Origin of the sequence: Streptomyces sp. NPDC017520 (assembly GCF_044329855.1) — a bacterium.
Lineage (GTDB): Bacteria > Actinomycetota > Actinomycetes > Streptomycetales > Streptomycetaceae > Streptomyces.
On record NZ_JBIRKB010000002.1, the window covers coordinates 469,019 to 487,565 of the forward strand.

The window sequence follows — 18,547 nt, forward strand, 5'->3', positions numbered from 1 at the left end:
CGTGCCCGCCGTTCCCGTACGTGCCTGTCCCGTACGAGCCAGCTGCCGCTTCCGAGCCCGCTGCCGTACGAGCCCGCTGCCGCTTCGCGGTCAGCCGTTGCGCACCGCCGCCGTCGAGCCCCGTACGACGAGCTCCGGCTGGAAGACGTACTCGGTGCGCTGCACCGGGCTGCCCCCAATCTCCTCCAGCAGCGCGCCCACGGCGGCCGCCGCCATCGCCTGCACGGGCTGGCGCACGGTGGTCAGCGGCGGGTCGGTGAACGCGATGAGCTGGGAGTCGTCGAAGCCGACGACCGAGACGTCACGGGGCACCTCCAGGCCCCTCCCCCGGGCGGCGCGGACCACGCCGAGGGCCATCAGGTCGCTGCCGCAGACGATGCCGGTGCAGCCCGCGTCCAGCAGGGCGCCGGCCGCCACCTGGCCGCCCTCGACGCTGAACAGCGTGGAGCAGACGAGCAGTTCGGCCTCGGACCGGTCCATGCCGAGCACCGAGACGGCCGCCTCCACGAACCCGTCGCGCTTGCGACGGGAGGGGACGTAGCGCTGCGGGCCGATGGCCAGGCCGATCCGGCGGTGGCCGAGTTCGGCGAGATGCCCCAGGGCCATCCGTACGGCGGCGTTGTCATCGGGCGAGACGAACGGGGCGCTGATGCGCTCGTTGTAGCCGTTGATCAGGACGAACGGTACGCCGCGCTCGGTGAGCGCGGCGTACCGGCCCGGGTCGGCGGAGGTGTCCGCGTGCAGCCCGGAGAGGAAGACGATGCCGCCGACGCCCCGCTCGACGAGCTGCTCGACGAGTTCGTCCTCCGTCGCGCCGCCCGGCAGCTGGGTGCAGAGCACGGGGGTGTAGCCGTGCCCGGCCAGCACCTGTTCGACGGACTGCGCGAACGCCGGGAAGATCGGGTTGGTGAGTTCGGGCGTCACCAGGCCGATCAGTCCGGCGCTGCGCTGCCGCAGCCGTACGGGACGCTCGTAGCCCAGGATGTCGAGCGCCGCGAGCACCCGCTGACGCGTGGAGTCCGCGACGCCCTGCTTCCCGTTCAGGACCCGGCTGACCGTCGCCTCGCTGACCGCCGCCTGTCCGGCGATGTCGGAGAGGCGGGGCGCCGCCGTGGTCCTGGGCGCGGGCAGTGTCACACCGTCCACCACACCGTGGTGTCGGCGGGCAGCTCGGCCTCGGCGCCGTCCACGGTGACCGGGGAGCTGGCGAGCAGCACCCGGCCGCGGGCGGCGATGCGGACGGGGGCACCGGTGGTGTTGACGGTGCAGACGAAGCCGGGGCGGGAGAAGACGAGGACGCCCTCGGGGCCGTCCAGCCACTCGACGTCCGTGCCCGCGCCGAGGCCCGGGTGTTCCCGGCGGGCGGCGATGGCGGCCCGGTACAGCTCCAGGGTGGAGCCCTCCACGCCGGTCTGCGCCTCGACGGACAGCTCGCCCCAGCCCGTGGGCTGCGGGAGCCAGCTGCCGCCGTCGCCGAAGCCGTACGAACTGCCCTCGCGGGTCCACGGGATCGGGACGCGGCAGCCGTCGCGGAAGCCGTCCTGGCCGTCGGCGCGGAAGAACGAGGGGTCCTGGCGGGCCTCGTCGGGCAGGTCGGTGACGTCGGGCAGGCCGAGCTCCTCGCCCTGGTAGACGTAGGCGGAGCCGGGCAGGGCGAGCATCAGCAGGGAGGCGGCGCGGGCCCGGCGCAGGCCCAGCTCGCGGTCGCCGGGGGTACGGATCTGGGTGCCGAGGCCCGCCGGGTTGGCGAAGCGGGTGGCGTGCCGGGTGACGTCGTGGTTGGAGAGCACCCAGGTGGCGGGAGCGCCGACCGGGCGCATCGCGGCGAGCGAGGTGTCGATGACCTCGCGCAGTTCGGCGGCGTCCCAGGCGGTGGACAGGTACTGGAAGTTGAACGCCTGGTGCATCTCGTCGGGACGCACGTAGTTGGCGGTGCGCTCGACGGTCGGGGTCCAGGCCTCGGCGACGGCGATCCTCTCGCCCGGGTACTCGTCGAGGATGGTGCGCCAGCTGCGGTAGATCGCGTGCACGCCGTCCTGGTCGAAGAACGGCATGACGTCGTTGCCGAGCAGCCTGAGCTGGTCGTGGGAGCCGAGGTCGGGCAGCCCCTCGGCCTTCACGAGGCCGTGGGCGACGTCGACGCGGAAGCCGTCGACGCCCATGTCGAGCCAGAAGCGCAGGATGGAGCGGAACTCGTCGGCGACGGCCGGGTGCTCCCAGTTGAAGTCCGGCTGCTCGGGGGCGAAGAGGTGGAGGTACCAGTCGCCGGGGGTGCCGTCCGGGTTCACCGTACGGGTCCAGGCGGGGCCGCCGAAGATGGACTCCCAGTCGTTGGGCGGGAGTTCGCCGTCGGCGCCCTTTCCGGGGCGGAAGTGGTAGCGCTCGCGCAGGGCGGAGCCGGGGCCCTCGGCCAGGGCACGCTTGAACCACTCGTGCTGGTCGGAGGAGTGGTTGGGGACCAGGTCGACGATGATGCGCAGGCCCAGGCCGTGGGCCTCGCGGATCAGCGCGTCGGCGTCCAGCAGGTTGCCGAACATCGGGTCGATGGCCCGGTAGTCGGCGACGTCGTAACCCGCGTCGGCCTGCGGGGAGGCGTAGAAGGGGCTGAGCCAGACCGCGTCGACGCCCAGGTCCCTCAGGTGGGGCAGGCGGGCGGTGACGCCGGCGAGGTCGCCCATGCCGTCGCCGTTGCCGTCGGCGAAGCTCCGTGGATAGACCTGGTAGATCACCGCGTCCTGCCACCAGCCGGTGCGGTGGCCCGGGGCGTCGTCGGACGTGCCGGTGGAGGGGGCAGCGAGGTGCTGGGTCATGTCGTCCCTGGGGTGTCTGGGTGGGGAGCGGCGCCGGGGACCGGGTCCGGGTTTCCGGCGCCGCCGTGACGGGTGCGGTGGTGCGTGCGGGTGCTGGTGCGGGTGGCCAGGGGGCCTCTCAGCCCTTGACGGCTCCGGCGGACATGCCGGTGACCAGGTGCTTCTGCGCGAAGAGGAACACCAGGGCGGCCGGGATGGCGATGAGCACGGAGGCCGCGGTCATGGGGCCCCACTGGGCTCCGTACTGGTTGACGAACTTCTGGAGTCCGCCGGCCAGTGTGAGGTTCTCGTCGCCGACCAGGAAGGCGGAGGCGTACGCCACTTCGCCCCAGGCGGTGATGAAGGAGTAGAACGCGGTGACCGCGAGGCCCGGCTTGGCCAGCGGCAGGATGAGCCGGAAGAAGGTGCCGAACGGGGTGAGGCCGTCGACCTCGCCCGACTCGTCGATCTCGCGCGGGATGGTGTCGAAGAAGCCCTTCATCATCCAGGCGCAGAACGGCACCGAGATGGTGAGGTAGGTGATGACGAGCCCGGTGGGCTGGTTGAGCAGCCCCAGGGTCGACATGATGTTGTAGATCGGCACGATGAGGACGGCGACCGGGAACATCTGGGTGATCAGCAGCGTCCACATCAGCCCGCGCTTGCCGGGGAAGCGGAAGCGGCTCACCGCGTATCCGGTGGTGGCGGCGACGAAGACGCCGATCACGGTGGAGAGCGCGGAGATGATCACGGAGTTGGCGAACCAGTTGAGGAACTCCGTGTCGCGGATCAGGTTCGTGTAGTTGACGAACGTCGTCTCGCGGAAGAAGTCCGTGGTGGTCGCGAACTTGGCGGGCTTGAGCGAGGTCAGCAGGACCCACAGCACCGGGAAGACCGCGATCACCGAGGCGATGATCAGGGTGAGGTGCAGGGCGACGGAGGCGAGCGGGGAGCGCTCGCCGCGCAGCCGGACCTTGGGGGCGCCGTGCCGGGCGGGGGTTTCGGTCGCGGTGGTCACCAGTTGTCTCCCTGGGAGCGCAGGACTCGCCGGTAGACGACGGCGAAGAGCATCAGGAGTACGAGGATCAGCACGCCCCAGGTGGAGGACTGCGCGTAGTCGCGCGGGCTGATCTCGAAGGAGAACTTGTACGCCTGGGTCACGAGGATCTGGGTGGCCTCGCCGGGTCCGCCGCGGGTCAGCAGGAAGATCACCGGGAACATGTTGAAGGTCCAGATGGTGGAGAGCAGGACCACCGTGGTGGAGACCGGGCGCAGCCCGGGCAGCGTGATGTGGCGGAAGCGCTGCCAGGCGGTGGCGCCGTCCATCTCCGCCGCCTCGTACTGCTCGGAGGGGATGGACTGGAGTCCGCCGAGGAGGGCGACCATCATGAACGGGATGCCGAGCCAGACGTTGACGGCGATGACGGCGAACTTGGCCCAGGTCGGGTCGTTCAGCCACGGCACGGCGTCGATGCCGGCGCCGCCGAGGACCTTGTTGAGCAGACCGCGCTCCTCGTTGTAGAGGAAGCGCCAGGCGAAGACGGAGACGAAGCCGGGGATGGCCCAGGGCAGGATGAGGGCCATGCGGTAGGCGGAGCGCCCGGCGATGCGGCGGTTGAGGATGTTCGCCAGGGCCATGCCGAGGACGAACGTGATGCTCACGCAGGAGACGGTCCACACCAGCGTCCAGCCGAGCGTGCCGAGGAACTGCGAGCCGGTCAGCGCGTCGATGTAGTTGTCCGCGCCGATGAACTCGTAGGTGGCGGGGATCTCGTTGACGCCGATGGAGCGGGCGACGTTGCGCTCGTCCGCGTCGGTCATCGAGAGGTAGATGCCGCGGACCAGCGGATAGCCGATGATCACGCCGATCACGACGACGACCGGGGCGACCATGGCCCAGGCGTACCAGTGGACCGACAGCGCCCGCCTCAGACGGCCGGGGGTCGGTGGTGGGGTGCCAGTACCGCGGCTCCGGCCGCGGGCGACGTTCTCGCCCGCGGCCTTCACCACCGACTGGCTGGTGTGGACAGCCATCAGTCGGCCAACCTTCCTGTTACTTCCAGCCCTCGAGGAGCTTGCGGTAGGAGTCGCCGGTGGCCTTGGCGGCCTTCTCCGGCGTGGTCTGGCCGGTGAGGACCTTGGTGTACTCGATGCGCAGCGGCTCGAAGAGGCTGCCGCCCTCGGGGATCCAGGGGCGCTCGACGGCGGTCTCGACGACCGGCTTGAAGAAGCCGACGATCTCGCTGTCCACGGCCTCCTGCTTGGCGTACGCGGAGGTGCGGGTGGGCAGCAGGTTCAGCTCGCCGGCGGCGGTGGCCTGACTGTCCACGGACGTCATGTACTCGACGAAGGCGTAGGAGGCGTCGAGGTTCTTGGAGCCCGCGTAGACGGCGAGGTTGTGGCCGCCCTGCGGGGCGCCCTGGGCGGCGGAGCCGGCCGGGACCGGGGCGACGCCCAGGTTGTCCTTGTCCGTGAACTCCTTGCCGGTCAGGGTGTCGGCGACGGCCCAGGGGCCGTTGATCATCATCGCGACGTCGCCGTTCTTGAACGACTGCATCATGTTCTCCCAGCCGTCCGAGGCATCCGTCTTCGCGGTGCCGTCGTCGACCAGGGCCTTGACCGCCTTGAACGCCTTGACGCCCTCGGGCTTGTCGATGGTGACGCTCTTGGAGGAGGCGTCGACCATGTCGCCGCCCTCGCCGTAGAGGAAGGAGAGGAAGTAGTAAGGGTCGTCGCCGCGGAGGTAGAGGCCGGTCTTACCGGTCTTGTCCTTGATCTTCTTGGCCACGGTTTTGAGGTCGTCCAGGTCGGCGGGCGCCTCGACGCCGGCCTCCTTGAACAGCTTCTTGTTGTAGAAGACGCCCATGGAGTCGATGACCTGCGGGACCGCGTACGTCTTGTCCTCGTACTTGGTGGACGCGACGGCCTGCTTGAGGAAGTCGTCCTGGTTCTTCAGGGCGGGGGTGCCGTCCAGCGGTGCCAGGTAGCCGAGGTTGGCGAAGTCCGGCGTCCAGGCGACCTCGGAGCGGATCACGTCGGGGGCGCCGTCGCCGGCCTGGGCGGCGTTCTTGAACTTGTTCTGCGCATCGCCGAAGGGCACGTTGACGTACTTGACGTCGACCTTCGGGTGCTTCTTCTCGAAGCCCTCGGCCAGCTTCTTGAAGACCTTGTCCTCACTGCCGACGCTGGAGGTGTCCCACCAGGTCACCGTGCCGGAGAGCTCGCCCGAGCTCTTGCCGCCGCCGGACTTCTCGTCGCTGCCGCAGGCGGTCGCCGCGAGCGCCAGGGCCGCGACCAGGGCGGTGGCCGTTATGCCACGTCGCATCTGAACTCCTTCAACTGCCGTACCGCTCCGTCGCGGCGCCGGGTCGACGTGAACGTAACAAGGATGAAAGACGACCGAAAGACCTTGCGGAAGATTTCTGCAAGGCTTGGTGATCGTTACATTCGCGTGTCCTCAAGGTTGCCGTCAAGCCCCTTGACGAGGGTCGCTCATCCCTGGCAGGGGCAGGCGGAGCACGGCATATCCGCAGTGCGACGATCCGACCGCAGCCCGCGATCCGGGGCCGCAAGTCCTTGCAAGGCGTTGCCGGTGAGCCCTCCGGGGCCCTCCCCCGCACCGCCCCGCGCACGGTGGGCAATCCGACACGGGCCCGGTACAGTCCCATCCCATGACCGCACGGCTTGCCGATATCGCAACTCAGGCGGGGGTCAGCGAAGCAACGGTCAGCCGGGTCCTGAACGGCAAGCCCGGAGTCGCGGCGACCACCCGCGAATCCGTCCTCGCGGCGCTCGACGTGCTGGGGTACGAACGCCCGGTGCGGCTACGCAGGCGCAGCGCGGGACTGGTCGGCCTGATCACCCCGGAGCTGGAGAACCCGATCTTCCCGGCGCTGGCGCAGGTCATCGGCCAGGCGCTGACCCGGCAGGGCTACACCCCGGTGCTGGCGACACAGACGCCCGGCGGCTCCACCGAGGACGAGCTCACCGAGATGCTGGTGGACCGGGGTGTTTCCGGCATCATCTTCGTCTCCGGGTTGCACGCGGACACCTCGGCCGATATGCAGCGCTACGAGCAACTGCGCGGCCAGGGCGTCCCGTTCGTCCTCGTGAACGGCTTCTCCGCCAAGGTGCAGGCGCCGTTCATCTCCCCCGACGACCGGGCGGCGATGCGCCTGGCGGTGACGCACCTGGTGGCCCTGGGCCACACCCGTATCGGCCTGGCGGTCGGCCCCAAGCGGTTCGTTCCGGTGCTCCGCAAGATCGAGGGCTTCCACGCGACGATGCGGGAGCAGCTCGGCCTCGCACCGGACGAGGTGGAGGAGTTGATCCAGCACTCCCTGTACACGCTGGAGGGCGGTCAGGCCGCCGCCTCCGCCCTGATGGAGCGCGGCTGCACGGCGGTCGTGTGCGCGAGCGACATGATGGCGCTCGGGGCGATCCGGGCGGCCCGCCGGCTGTCGAAGGACGTGCCGCGCGATCTCTCGGTCGTGGGGTACGACGACTCGCCGCTCATAGCGTTCACGGACCCGCCGCTGACGACGATCCGGCAGCCGGTGACGGCGATGGGCCAGGCCGCCGTCCGCACGCTCCTGGAGGAGATCGGCGGAACCCCGGCACCGCACAGCGAGTTCGTCTTCATGCCCGAGCTGGTGGTTCGCGGCACGACGGCCTCGGGCCCCGCAGGCGGCTCAGGGGCGCCCTCTCGTCCTTGAGACGCAGAACGTGCGACCGGAACCCGACCGGAGGATGATCGGGGGCACGGGAATCACTATGGAAGACTCTCTGCCTATGGGTGAAACACAGGTGACCACGCACGAAGGCCGGTCAACGGCCGACCCTTCACCCATCGCGGCCCAGGCGGCCCCCGAAGCCGCCCCCGCGTCTGTCACTCCCCCGGCTTCCGGGAAGACCGGCCGACTGCTCGCCCGGCTCCGCTCCCTGCGGACGCCCCGCCGCCCCCGGCTCTGGTTCGAGATCCTGCTCATCGCGGTCAGTTACTGGCTGTATTCGCTCGTGCGCAATGCGGTTCCGGAGCAGAAGGCTCAGGCGCTGCGCAACGCGGACTGGATCTGGTCGGCGGAGAAGTCCCTGGGCCTCGCCTTCGAGGAAACGGTCAATCACGCGGTCAATTCCGTGACATGGCTGATCGTGTCGATGAACTACTACTACGCGACGCTGCACTTCGTCGTGACCATCGGCGTCCTCGTGTGGCTGTTCCGCCGCCACCCGGGCCGTTACGCGGCGACGCGGCTGGTCCTCTTCGCGACGACGGGCGTGGCCCTGCTCGGCTACTACCTCTACCCGCTGGCGCCCCCCCGTCTGATGAACGGCGCGAACTTCATCGACACCGTGCTCCTGCACGAGACGTGGGGCTCGATGGCCTCGGGCAACTTCAAGAACATGTCGAACCAGTACGCGGCGATGCCGTCGATGCACATCGGCTGGTCGCTCTGGTGCGGCCTGACGATCTTCGCCCTGGCCTCGGCGCCCTGGGCCCGCATCCTGGGCCTGCTCTACCCGACGCTCACCCTGGTCGTCATCGTGGCCACCGCTAACCACTTCTGGCTGGACGCGGTGGGCGGCATGGCCTGCCTCGGGTTCGGCTACGGGATCTCCCGCGTCTGGTACGGCTCACTGCCGCACCGACTACCGAAGTGGGTCCCGGACCGCCGGGGACGCTTGACGGGCCTGCGGTCAGCCCGACTGCCACGCCCGGCATCGGAGCCACGGCCGGAATCCAGCCGCTCCAGCGTATGAGGAACGGGGCCGCCCCGCCCGCTCCGGCGCGCCCTTTCAGCCCTCCGGCGATCCTCATCCAGCCCGTCCGGCGCTTCCTTCCAACCTTCCGGCGATCCTCTTCCCGCCCGCCCGGCGCTTCCTTCCAGCCCCTCCGGCGATCCTCATCCAGCGCGTCCGGCGCGTCCTTCCAGCCCGTCCGGCGCTTGAGGACGTCCTTCCCAGCCCGTCCGGCGCTTGAGGACGTCCTTTCCAGCCCCTCCGGCGCTTGAGGAGCGGGGTCCGGGGCGGAGCCCCGAATCCACCAGCCCGCCGGCGCTTGAGGACATCCTTCCCAGCCCCTCCGGCGCTTGAGGAGCGGGGTCCGGGGCGGAGCCCCGAGGGGCCCCGGGGCCGAGCCCCGGGAGCACGCCCTCAGGACGCCGCCCCGTAGAACCGCTCCTCCACCACCGCCCGCGCCCGCCGAGTGATCCGCCGGTAGTCGTCCAACATGTCCCCGACATGCCCCGGCTCGTACCCCAGGTACCGCCCGACCGCCGCCATCTCCCGCGGGTCGGACGGAAACGTGTCGCCAGGCCTCCCCCGCACCAGCATCACCGCGTTGCGGACCCGCGTCGCCAGGACCCACGCCTCGTCCAGCGTCTGCGCGTCCTCCACCGGAATCAGCTCCGCCGCACACGCGGCGGCCAGCGCCTCACGCGTACGCGTCGTGCGCAGCCCCGGCTCCGCCCACCCGTGCTGCATCTGCATCAGCTGCACCGTCCACTCGACATCGCTCAGCCCGCCCCGCCCCAGCTTCGTGTGGAGCGTGGGGTCCGCGCCGCGCGGCATCCGCTCGGACTCCATCCGCGCCTTGAGCCGGCGGATCTCCCGTACGGCGTCCTCACCGAGCCCTTCCATCGGATACCGCAGCGGATCGACCAGCTCGATGAAGTCGCGCCCCAGCTCCTCGTCGCCGGCCACCGGCTCGGCCCGCAGCAACGCCTGGCTCTCCCAGACCAGCGACCAGCGCCGGTAGTAGGCCTCGTACGACTTCAGCGTGCGGACCAGCGGCCCGCTCTTGCCCTCCGGGCGCAGGTCGGCGTCGATCAGCAGCGGCGGATCGGCGGTCGGCAGCTGAAGCAGCCGCCGCATCTCCCCGACGACCGTGTTGGCGGCCCGGGCCGCCTCCTCGTCGCTCACGCCCTCGCGCGGCCGGTGGACGAAGAGGACGTCGGCGTCGGAGCCGTAACTCAGCTCGTGGCCCCCGAAGCGGCCCATGCCGATGACGGCGAACCGGGTCGGCAGGGTGTCGCCCCACCGCGCGCGGACGGCGGCCCGCAGCGCGCCCGCGACAGTGACGGCGTTGAGGTCGCTGACGGCCGAGCCGACGCGGTCGACGAGGGCCCCGTGATCCTGCTCGGCGGGGTTGTCCTCGGTGCCGTACGAGCCGATGAGGTCGGCGGCCGTCGTACGGAACAGCTCGCGGCGGCGCACCCCGCGCACCACCGCGACGGCCGACTCCGCGTCCCCGGCACGCCCCACCGCGGCCAGTACCTCCTGCTCCAGGTGGACCCGGGTGCGGGGCGTGAGCCCCTCCGGGTCGCCGAGGATCGCCACCGCCTCCGGGGCCCGCATCAACAGGTCCGGGGCGAGGCGGCCGGCCGAGAGGACCCGGGCGAGGTTCTCCGCGGCGGCGCCCTCGTCGCGCAGGAGCCGCAGGTACCACGGGGTCTTGCCGAGCGCGTCGGACACCTTGCGGAAGCCGAGGAGCCCGGCGTCCGGGTCGGCGGAGTCCGCGAACCAGCCGAGCAGCACCGGCAGCAGGGTCCGCTGGATGGCGGCCTTGCGGGTGACCCCGGAGGAGAGGGCCTCCAGGTGCCGCAGGGCGGCCGCCGGGTCGGCGTACCCGAGGGCCTCCAGGCGGATCGCGGCGGCCTTCGCGCTGAGCCGGGACTCGGCGGGGGCCAGCTGGGCGACGGCGTCCAGCAGCGGCCGGTAGAAGATCTTCTCGTGCAGCCGCCGTACGACGGAGGCGTGCCGCTTCCACGCCTTGTTCAGCTCGGCCACCGGGTCGGTGCGCATCCCGAGCGACCGGCCGAGCCGCCGCAGATCCGTCTCGTCGTCGGGGACGAGGTGGGTGCGGCGCAGCCGGTAGAGCTGGATGCGGTGCTCCATGGAGCGCAGGAAGCGGTACGCCTCGTCGAGCTGGGCGGCGTCCGCGCGCCCCACGTACCCGCCCTCGGCGAGCGCTTCCAGCGCGTTGAGGGTGGAGCCGCTGTGCAGGGAGGCGTCGCTGCGCCCGTGCACCAGCTGGAGGAGCTGCACCGCGAATTCGACGTCGCGCAGTCCGCCGGGGCCGAGCTTCAGCTCCCGCTCGATCCGGTCGGCGGGGATGTTGTCGACGACACGGCGGCGCATCTTCTGCACGTCGGGGACGAAGTTCTCCCGGTCGGCGGCCCCCCAGACGAGCGGCGACACCGCCTCGACGTACTCCGCGCCCAGCCCGGGGTCGCCGGCCACCGCGCGGGCCTTCAGCAGGGCCTGGAACTCCCAGGTCTTGGCCCAGCGCTGGTAGTAGGCGAGGTGGGAGCTGAGGGTGCGCACGAGCGGCCCGTTGCGGCCCTCGGGGCGGAGGTTGGCGTCGACCTCCCAGATGGTGCCCTCGGCGGTGGTCTCGGAGCAGATCCTCATCATGTGGGCGGCCAGCCGGGTGGCGGCCTGCATGGCTTCGGTCTCGTCGGCCCCGTCGCGCGCCTCCCCGACGAAGATCACGTCGACGTCGGAGACGTAGTTCAGCTCGCGTCCGCCGCACTTGCCCATCGCGACGACGGCGAGCCGGCACCGGGCCGCGTCCTCGGGTGCGGCCGTGCGGGCGATGGCGAGAGCGGCGCGCAGGGTGGCGGTGGCGAGGTCGGCCAGTTCGGCGGCGGTCTGCGCGAGGTCGGTCGTCCCGCACACGTCCCGGGCGGCGAGGGTGAGCAGGCACCGGCGGTAGGCGACCCGCAGCGAGTCCGGGTCGACGGCGGCGGCGAGCCCGCGCTCGAAGTCGGCGACCCCGGGGTTCAGGTCGACCGCCTCGTAGGTGACGAGCGCCTGCCAGTCGCGCGGGTGCCGGGCCAGATGGTCGCCGAGCGCCTCGGAGGCGCCGAGGACGCCGAGGAGCCGGTCGCGCAGGGGTTTGGCGGTGACGAGGGTGTCGAGCAGCACCTGACGCCCGTCCTCCGCCTCGGCCTCGGCGATCCGGACGAGGCCACGCAGGGCCAGGTCCGGATCGGCGGTGGCCCCGAGCGCCTCCAGGAGGACGGGATTGGACCGTACGGAGGCCAGCGCGTCCAGGTCGAGGAGCTGGTCCGCGGCGGACGGGTCGGTGAATCCGTGCCGCAGCAGCCTGGTGAACGTACTGCTTCTGCGCCCCGGCACCGTCGTCATTCCGTGCTCTCCCGCCAGCCGAACCGAACCGTGTCCCCGTGCGTCGCCCCGGCGCGGCTCCGTCGCCGCCCCGGGGCCCTTCGAGCCTAGTCCCGTGCCGGCGGATTCGGGGCGGCGACCGGGTCCCCCGACGGAGTGGGCCCCTGGTGTTCCGCTGCCCCGACGGGGGCCGTCCCGACGAGGACGGTGGCGTACAACTCCTCGGAGACCAGGACCCGGGGGCTCAGCCCGGCGGCGCGCAGGATGTCGACCGCCGTGTCCCGTTGCCGCTCGCTCGCCTCCATGAGCAGGCTGCCGCCGGGCGCGAGCCACCGGGGCGCTTCGGCGGCGACCCGGCGCATGACGTCGAGCCCGTCGCCGCCCCCGTCCAGGGCGACGCGCGGTTCGTGGACGCGGGCCTCGGCGGGCAGCAGCTCCACGTCGTCGGTGGGGACGTAGGGGACGTTGGCGAGCAGCACGTCGACCCGGCCGCGCAGGGTGGCGGGCAGCGGGGCGAACAGGTCGCCCTCGTAGACGTGCCCGAGGTCGCCGACGTTGCGCCGGGCGCAGCGCACGGCGGCGGGTTCGACGTCGCAGGCGTGCAGTTCGGCCGTGTCCGCAGCGGAGGCGAGGGCGACGCCGAGCGCACCGGAACCGCAGCAGAGGTCGACGACGACGGCCCGGCGGGGTGCGAGGGCGGCGGCCTGCGCGACCAGGAACTCCGTACGGCGGCGGGGCACGAAGACTCCCGTGTCCACGACGAAGCGGCGGCCGTGGAAATCCGCCCAGCCCAGGACGTGTTCGAGGGGCAGCCCGGCGGCTCGGCGCCGGACGAGGGCGGACAGTTCGTCGACGGACGCGGCGGCCTCATGAAGGAGACGGGCCTCGTCCTCGGCGAAGACGCAGCCGGCGCTGCGGAGGGCGAGGACGGTGGAGGAGAAGGAACTCAACGGGTTGACCGGCATACGAGCGAAGCCTTTCGGGAAAACCGATGGGCGCTCCGCGATCGACTTATGCCGTCCGGTCGGCTGCTGCCGGTCGTACGACGCGATCGCGCGGGGTGAGCACCCAGTCTGATCCAGCGGTAATGGGTCTCACCTCCTCGGTCGATCTCGTCGATCCCCGTGGCGTACGGGGGTGGTAACACTACAACAGCCCGTTTCCGCGCCCCGTACGGGGCGCGGAAACGGGCTGTCGGCCCGGATCCGGTGTCGCCGGTCCTACAGATCGACGCTGTCCCGCAGCTTGGTGGGCGTCAGGAACAGGGAGGCGATCACACCGATCACGGCGATGCCGGCCGAGATGAGGAAGATGTGGCCGGTGGCCTCCCCGTACGCGGCCCGCACGACGTCCTGGACCTGGGGCGGCATGGCGGCGATGTTGAGGGTGGAGCCGCTGGAGCCGGACGCGGCCGGGTCGACCCCGAGTTTCGTCAGCCCGTCGGTGATCCGGGTGGCGACCTGGTGGGCGAGGACCGCGCCGAGCACCGAGACGCCCATGGTGCCGCCGAGGGAGCGGAAGAAGGTGATCGCCCCGCTGGCCGCGCCGATCTCGCTGAGCGGGACGGTGTTCTGGAGGACGAGCACCAGGTTCTGCATCGACATGCCGACTCCGACGCCCACGCCCAGCATCCCCAGCGACACCAGGACGAGCGAGGTCCGGTGGTCGATGAAGGACAGCCCGAGGAAGCCGAGGGCGAGCACGATCACGCCCGCCACGATGAACGGCTTGACCTTGCCGGTCTTCGACACGAGGCGTCCGGCGACGGTCGAGGAGACGAGTACGCCGGCCATCAGCGGGATGGTGAGCAGTCCGGCCTCGGTGGGTGAGTAGCCCCGGCCGATCTGGAAGTACTGGCCGAGGAAGACCGCGCCGCCGAACATGGCCATGCCGACGGCGAGGCTGGCGACGATCGCGAGGGCGGGGTCGCGGCGGCGGACGACGTGCATCGGGACGACGGGCTCCTTGACCCGGGTCTCGACGGATACGGCCGCACCGAGGATGAGTGCGCTTCCGCCGACCATGAGGCCGCTCTGCCAGGAGATCCAGTCGAAGTCGGCGTCGACGAAGGTGACCCAGAGGAGCAGGAGGCTGACTCCGGCGGCGATCAGCGACGCGCCGAGGTAGTCGACCTTGGTGTCGGCCTTGCGGACCTCGGCGAGGTGCAGGGTGCGGGCGAGGATCACGGAGGCGACCAGCGTGAAGGGCACGGCGATGAAGAAGCACCAGCGCCAGCCGAGCCAGGAGGCGTCGGTGATGAACCCGCCGAGCAGCGGCCCGCCGACGGTGGCGACGGCCATGACGCCGCCGAGGTAACCGTTGTAGCGTCCGCGCTCCTTCGGGCTGATCATCGCGGCGATGATCACTTGGACGAGCACCTGGAGCGCGCCCATGCCGAGCCCCTGTACGGCGCGGAAGGCGATCAACTGCTCGGTGGACTGCGCGAATCCGCAGGCGACGGAGGAGACGACGAAGAGCCCGATGGCTATCTGGAGCAGCAGCTTCTTGCTGAACAGGTCGGCGAGCTTGCCCCAGATCGGGGTGGAGGCCGTGGAGGCGAGCAGGGTCGCGGTGACGACCCAGGTGTACTGCGACTGCGTGCCGTCGAGGGACCCGATGATCTGCGGGAGCGCGACCGAGACCACGGTGCTGCTGATCATCGCCACGAACAGCACGATGAGCAGTCCGCTCAGGGCCCGCAGGACGTGCCGGTGGTCCATGGGTGCGGCGGCGGGGGCCCCGGCCGGGGCGGTGGCGGTGTCTGCTGCGCTCACGCGCAACCTCCGGGAAGTTCGTACGAGAGGCCCGTACGGGGCGGGCGTGACGGTTTTCCGCGCGCGCCGGGTACGGGAGGGAGAAGACTTCACCATACATGCACACTGGGCAATTTTGCCCACTGAGCAACAATCTCGCACCCGGGGGATAATGCCCCCATGGACAGCAGCACTGCGGGACCGGGGCCGGGACCGGGACTCCGGGAACGCAAGAAGGAAGCCACCCGACAGGCCGTGCACGAGGCGACCCTGCGCCTGACGGTGGAGCACGGCTTCGACCAGGTGACGGTCGAGGCGGTGGCGGACGCGGCCGGGATCTCCCGCAGGACGTTCTCCAACTACTTCACCAACAAGGAGGACGCCCTCCTCTACGGCGAGGAGCAGCAGATCAGGGCCCTGGTCCGTACGGTGCGGGACCGCCCCGCCGACGAACCCGCCTGGCCGGCCCTGCGCGCGGCGGTGGCCCAGTTCTCGGAGCGCGTGGCGCCACCGGAGCGCGAGTGGGCGGTGCGCACCCGACTGGCGATGCGCCACCCCTCGCTGCTGGCCCGCCAGTTGGCCAACCACGCCACCCTGGAACGCGACCTGGCCGAAGCGGTCGCCGCCCGCCCCGGCCCGGCCTCGGCCCCGGTCCGCCCGATCGTCCTGGCGGCGGGCTTCCTCTCCTCGCTCCGGATCGCGATGCGCATGTGGATCGAGGAGGACCTGACGCGCGAGCCGGCGGCGGTGATCGACGAGATCCTGGACGAGATGGGGCGGGGGTTCGCCTGAGGGCGGGCCTTCGACCCTCCCTCACGGCTCAGCGGCTCGCCAGGTCCGGGCGCACGATGCCACCCGGGCGTCCGGACCTCAGCCCGGGCCTCCGGCCCCCAACCCGCGACCTGCTGGCAGGGCTCAGGAATCCGGCTGCTCGACGCGGATCTCGTAGGCGATCTCCCAGCGGATGTCCGGCACGATGATGTCGGCCGTCTCCACCGGGCGCCCCTCGCGGTCGAAGTACGTGCGCTCCACCTCGATGACCAGGTCGCCGATGGAGATCCCGAGCAGATTCGCCTGTTCCCGCGTCGCGCGGGCCGGGCGGGGAAGCTCGATGCCGGTGGCGATGTTCACGCCGATGGACCGCATCCGCTCGACGACGCCGAGCTTGCCGTGCGGACCCATCTCGGGGAGCAGGACCGGGGTGCCGTCGGTGATGGCCATCGGCTCCCAGCTCTTGGCGAGTTGTGCGGGCAGGCCATCGGCGAGGAACTCGTAGTCGGTCACGACGCAGAGGTCGCCGGGCTCGATCGCCAGCCGTTCGGCGATGTCCTCCGGCGCGGGAACGCGTGCCGTGCTGGTGCACTCCCAGTCGGCCTCGTGGTCGAGCTCGCTCATGTCCGAGGCGAAGGGGCTTCTGCCGCGCTGCTCGCGGTGGCGTGAGCGGACCATGCGCCGACGCTCGCGGGCCCGGCGGACGTAGGTGCCGGAGCCGGCCCGCCCTTCGAGGATGCCCTCGATGATCAGGCGCTCCATGGCCCGCTGCGCCACGGACTGACCGACGCCGTACTCCTCGGCGAACCGGGCCCGGGACGGCAGCTTGTCGCCCACTGCCCATTCACCGGCCCGGATACGAGCCCGCAGAGCATCCGCCACCTGCAAGTACGGCGTATCACGTGGCATTTGAGCAGCTCCGTGTGTTCGGCGTCGATATGGGCGTCGCTGTTGACAAAGCTAACCCATCAGGTTGAAGCTGAATACTCAGCATTACATGGAGTGACATTCGGTCATCAGGGGAGAAGTGTGCGCTCTGCACAAGCGCGGGTCGCGGCGCTGACCGGCATGCTCGCCGCCGCCACGGGCACCGAACCGCGCCTCACCACCGGCCTGGACACCTTCCGCGTCGAGGCCGATCTCCCCTCCGAGTTGAGCGCGACCGCACACTCGGCCGTCCTGGCCGCCCTGGCCACGGCGGACCGCTACGGCCACACGCTCAACCGCACCGCCGAATACGTGTGGGCCGAGATCAGCAGAGAGGCGAACGTGACCACGACCGAATCCCCGGACACGGCGTACCGCGCCCTGCTCGGCCACACCCTGACCTGCACCGCGTGCCGGACCGGCGCGATCTGCCCCGCCGCGGCGAAACTCGTCCGCGTCTGGCGGGAGACCCGCCGATGAGACGCGGCGCGGGGCGCCGGCGCCAACGGGTCGCGGCCACGGCGAACCGCCGGCGCACGGCCGGGCCAACCCCCTGATCCGACCCGCCCCGGCCGTCCGCTCCTCGGCGGAACAACGGCCGGGCCGGGTTGCCGGCACACCCTCACCAGAGACGGAGGCACCTGATGCGCAGGACCCGCCAGGCGTTACCGGCACCACCCGGGAGGCCAGGATGATCGCCCTCTCCACGACGGACGTGCTCGACTGCGAGGCATGCTGGAACGCCCCGGTCACCGCCGCCCGCCATACCCCCACCGGCCGCGACCTGCTCTGCGAGGAGTGCGCGGAGGGCGACTACCCACGCCGCGTCGACCTCTTCCCCCCGTTCGGCATCTACGGCCTGACGCCCCGCAAGGTCCTGAACGACGGCAAACACGGCAGCGGCCCCCCGAAGACCCCGCCGGACCCGGGCCCTCCCCTGCCGAACCCGCCCCCGGCACCGTCACCGCCGGGTACGCCGCCGGTGTAGCGCTCCGGGTCACGCCGGCCCGCGCCCGTCACGGATAACGCGGATCCGGCCCGACACCGCTCACGGCGACTCGACCGCGCCCCGGACCGGCCGAGCCTGTAGTGGGTAGCCAAAGGGTGCGCACGCGAAATGCCATCCCCTGAGCGTTTCCGAGGGTCAGGCCGGAGCGTGGCGGCGGGCGCGGAGGAGTTCGAGGCCCTTCACGGCATAGACAGCGATCATGAGGACGAAGCCGGCGAGGAGGAGCCAGAACCAGGACGCCGCCACCGAGAGACTCAGCACCAGGCCGGTCATGAACATCAAGGTGCTTACGTAGAGTCAGTCCGAAGAGAGCGCGGATCTGGGGGATTCATGACGGCTGCCGATGCACCGCCCATCATCTTCGTACACGGGACGCGGTTCAGCGCGGGTCAGTGGAGCCCACAGCTCGCCGCGCTCCAAAAGGACTTTCGGGTAGCCGCCGTTGACCTACCAGGCCACGGCGCGCGCTCTGCCCAACCCTGGAGCCTGAACGCGGCGACGGAGATCATCGCTTCCGCGGTGGACTCGCTCGACCACGGGCCGGCTCTGGTCGTCGGGCACTCGCTTGGCGGATACGCCTCGCTGGAATTCGCACGACGCTGCCCGGAGCAGCTGCGGGGGCTGGTTCTCGCGGGGGCCAGCGCCTCAACGTGTAGTCCGTGGGCAGCACCGTATCGGTGGGCTATGGGGCTTGTCCCTCGTATACCGGCGGACCGGTTGACCCGCTGGAACGACAGGTTGCTACGTCGGCTCTATCCCCCCGAAGTCGTGGACGCCACCATCCGCTCCGGTTACGCCTTCCATACTCTGCCGGCCGCCTGGGGCGAGGTCCTGGGCCGTTTCGACGCGGACGCGATGCGTCATGTGGTGGCTCCCGTGCTCATCCTGAACGGCGAGAAGGACACCGTCTTCCGGTCCGACGAGATGGACTTCGTCCGCGCGCATCCGCAGGCCCGCGTCGAGTTGATCCCGCGGGCGAGGCATCTCGCGAACTTCGACGATCCAGATGCCTTCACCGCTGCCATCCGCCGCTTCGCCCTAGAACTACCTGCTCACAGCTGAGCGCGCCGGAGCAGGGTCCACCAGGGCTGCCCGAGCACCGGGAGACCGCGAACGCCCGGGCCTGCCGACGTCGCGTGCCCGCCGGCCGTCTGCCGTGCTCACTCAAG

The 18,547-nt window shown here is 71.1% G+C and carries 16 protein-coding genes; 6 read left to right on the plus strand and 10 right to left on the minus strand.

Features of this window, described 5'->3' with window-relative positions; all coding sequences use genetic code 11:
* Window positions 1-90 precede the first annotated feature (90 nt).
* From ACH4KB_RS06170 to ACH4KB_RS06190, 5 genes are all read right to left on the minus strand, one after another.
* Window positions 91-1,149: a LacI family DNA-binding transcriptional regulator gene (locus ACH4KB_RS06170; protein ID WP_398064055.1), complete on the minus strand. Its 1,059-nt coding sequence runs from the start codon at window positions 1,147-1,149 to the stop codon at window positions 91-93.
* Window positions 1,134-2,810: a glycoside hydrolase family 13 protein gene (locus ACH4KB_RS06175; RefSeq protein ID WP_398064058.1), complete on the minus strand. Its 1,677-nt coding sequence runs from the start codon at window positions 2,808-2,810 to the stop codon at window positions 1,134-1,136. The genes ACH4KB_RS06170 and ACH4KB_RS06175 overlap by 16 nt, the downstream gene beginning before the upstream one ends.
* A gap of 118 nt (window positions 2,811-2,928) precedes the next feature.
* The gene (locus ACH4KB_RS06180) at window positions 2,929-3,807 is read right to left on the minus strand and encodes a sugar ABC transporter permease (RefSeq protein ID WP_398064061.1); all 879 of its coding nucleotides are present in this window, start codon (window positions 3,805-3,807) and stop codon (window positions 2,929-2,931) included.
* Complete coding sequence (locus ACH4KB_RS06185; RefSeq protein ID WP_398064063.1) at window positions 3,804-4,823, minus strand: carbohydrate ABC transporter permease; 1,020 nt, start codon at window positions 4,821-4,823, stop codon at window positions 3,804-3,806. Before ACH4KB_RS06185 ends, ACH4KB_RS06180 begins: the two co-directional genes overlap by 4 nt.
* 19 nt (window positions 4,824-4,842) lie before the next feature.
* The gene (locus ACH4KB_RS06190) at window positions 4,843-6,114 is read right to left on the minus strand and encodes an extracellular solute-binding protein (RefSeq protein WP_398064065.1); all 1,272 of its coding nucleotides are present in this window, start codon (window positions 6,112-6,114) and stop codon (window positions 4,843-4,845) included.
* A 346-nt stretch (window positions 6,115-6,460) separates the two neighbouring features.
* Here ACH4KB_RS06190 and ACH4KB_RS06195 point away from each other — a divergent pair, with 346 nt between their 5' ends.
* Both ACH4KB_RS06195 and ACH4KB_RS06200 read left to right on the plus strand, forming a co-directional pair.
* Window positions 6,461-7,504 carry a LacI family DNA-binding transcriptional regulator gene (locus ACH4KB_RS06195; RefSeq protein WP_398064067.1) on the plus strand — a complete coding sequence of 348 codons (1,044 nt, stop codon included), beginning with the start codon at window positions 6,461-6,463 and terminating at the stop codon, window positions 7,502-7,504.
* 76 nt (window positions 7,505-7,580) lie between these two features.
* The gene (locus ACH4KB_RS06200; protein ID WP_398064070.1) at window positions 7,581-8,549 is read left to right on the plus strand and encodes a phosphatase PAP2 family protein; all 969 of its coding nucleotides are present in this window, start codon (window positions 7,581-7,583) and stop codon (window positions 8,547-8,549) included.
* Window positions 8,550-8,942: 393 nt separating this feature from the next.
* Here ACH4KB_RS06200 and ACH4KB_RS06205 read toward each other — a convergent pair whose 3' ends face one another.
* The 3 genes from ACH4KB_RS06205 to ACH4KB_RS06215 form a co-directional block, all read right to left on the minus strand.
* Complete coding sequence (locus ACH4KB_RS06205) at window positions 8,943-11,939, minus strand: bifunctional [glutamine synthetase] adenylyltransferase/[glutamine synthetase]-adenylyl-L-tyrosine phosphorylase (protein ID WP_398064073.1); 2,997 nt, start codon at window positions 11,937-11,939, stop codon at window positions 8,943-8,945.
* An 86-nt stretch (window positions 11,940-12,025) separates the two neighbouring features.
* Complete coding sequence (locus ACH4KB_RS06210; RefSeq protein WP_398064075.1) at window positions 12,026-12,883, minus strand: putative protein N(5)-glutamine methyltransferase; 858 nt, start codon at window positions 12,881-12,883, stop codon at window positions 12,026-12,028.
* Between the two features lie 255 nt (window positions 12,884-13,138).
* Window positions 13,139-14,638 carry an MFS transporter gene (locus ACH4KB_RS06215; RefSeq protein ID WP_398064656.1) on the minus strand — a complete coding sequence of 500 codons (1,500 nt, stop codon included), beginning with the start codon at window positions 14,636-14,638 and terminating at the stop codon, window positions 13,139-13,141.
* Window positions 14,639-14,851: 213 nt separating this feature from the next.
* On the opposite strand from ACH4KB_RS06215, the gene ACH4KB_RS06220 reads away from it, so the two are divergent.
* Window positions 14,852-15,463, plus strand: a complete 612-nt coding sequence (locus ACH4KB_RS06220) for a TetR family transcriptional regulator (RefSeq protein WP_398064078.1) — start codon at window positions 14,852-14,854, stop codon at window positions 15,461-15,463.
* A gap of 123 nt (window positions 15,464-15,586) precedes the next feature.
* Here ACH4KB_RS06220 and ACH4KB_RS06225 read toward each other — a convergent pair whose 3' ends face one another.
* A complete protein-coding gene (locus ACH4KB_RS06225) occupies window positions 15,587-16,351 on the minus strand; it encodes a GntR family transcriptional regulator (RefSeq protein ID WP_398064081.1) in 765 nt (254 codons plus the stop codon).
* 159 nt (window positions 16,352-16,510) lie between these two features.
* On the opposite strand from ACH4KB_RS06225, the gene ACH4KB_RS06230 reads away from it, so the two are divergent.
* Both ACH4KB_RS06230 and ACH4KB_RS06235 read left to right on the plus strand, forming a co-directional pair.
* A complete protein-coding gene (locus ACH4KB_RS06230) occupies window positions 16,511-16,849 on the plus strand; it encodes a hypothetical protein (RefSeq protein ID WP_398064658.1) in 339 nt (112 codons plus the stop codon).
* A gap of 211 nt (window positions 16,850-17,060) precedes the next feature.
* On the plus strand, window positions 17,061-17,357 hold the full coding sequence (locus tag ACH4KB_RS06235) for a hypothetical protein (RefSeq protein ID WP_398064083.1): 297 nt from the start codon (window positions 17,061-17,063) through the stop codon (window positions 17,355-17,357).
* Between the two features lie 156 nt (window positions 17,358-17,513).
* On the opposite strand, the gene ACH4KB_RS06240 is transcribed toward ACH4KB_RS06235, so the two are convergent.
* Window positions 17,514-17,651 (minus strand): hypothetical protein, encoded by a 138-nt coding sequence (locus ACH4KB_RS06240; protein WP_398064085.1) that lies wholly within the window; start codon window positions 17,649-17,651, stop codon window positions 17,514-17,516.
* A gap of 57 nt (window positions 17,652-17,708) precedes the next feature.
* Here ACH4KB_RS06240 and ACH4KB_RS06245 point away from each other — a divergent pair, with 57 nt between their 5' ends.
* Window positions 17,709-18,440, plus strand: coding sequence for an alpha/beta fold hydrolase (locus ACH4KB_RS06245; RefSeq protein WP_398064087.1), 732 nt, complete (start codon window positions 17,709-17,711; stop codon window positions 18,438-18,440).
* Window positions 18,441-18,547 lie beyond the last annotated feature (107 nt).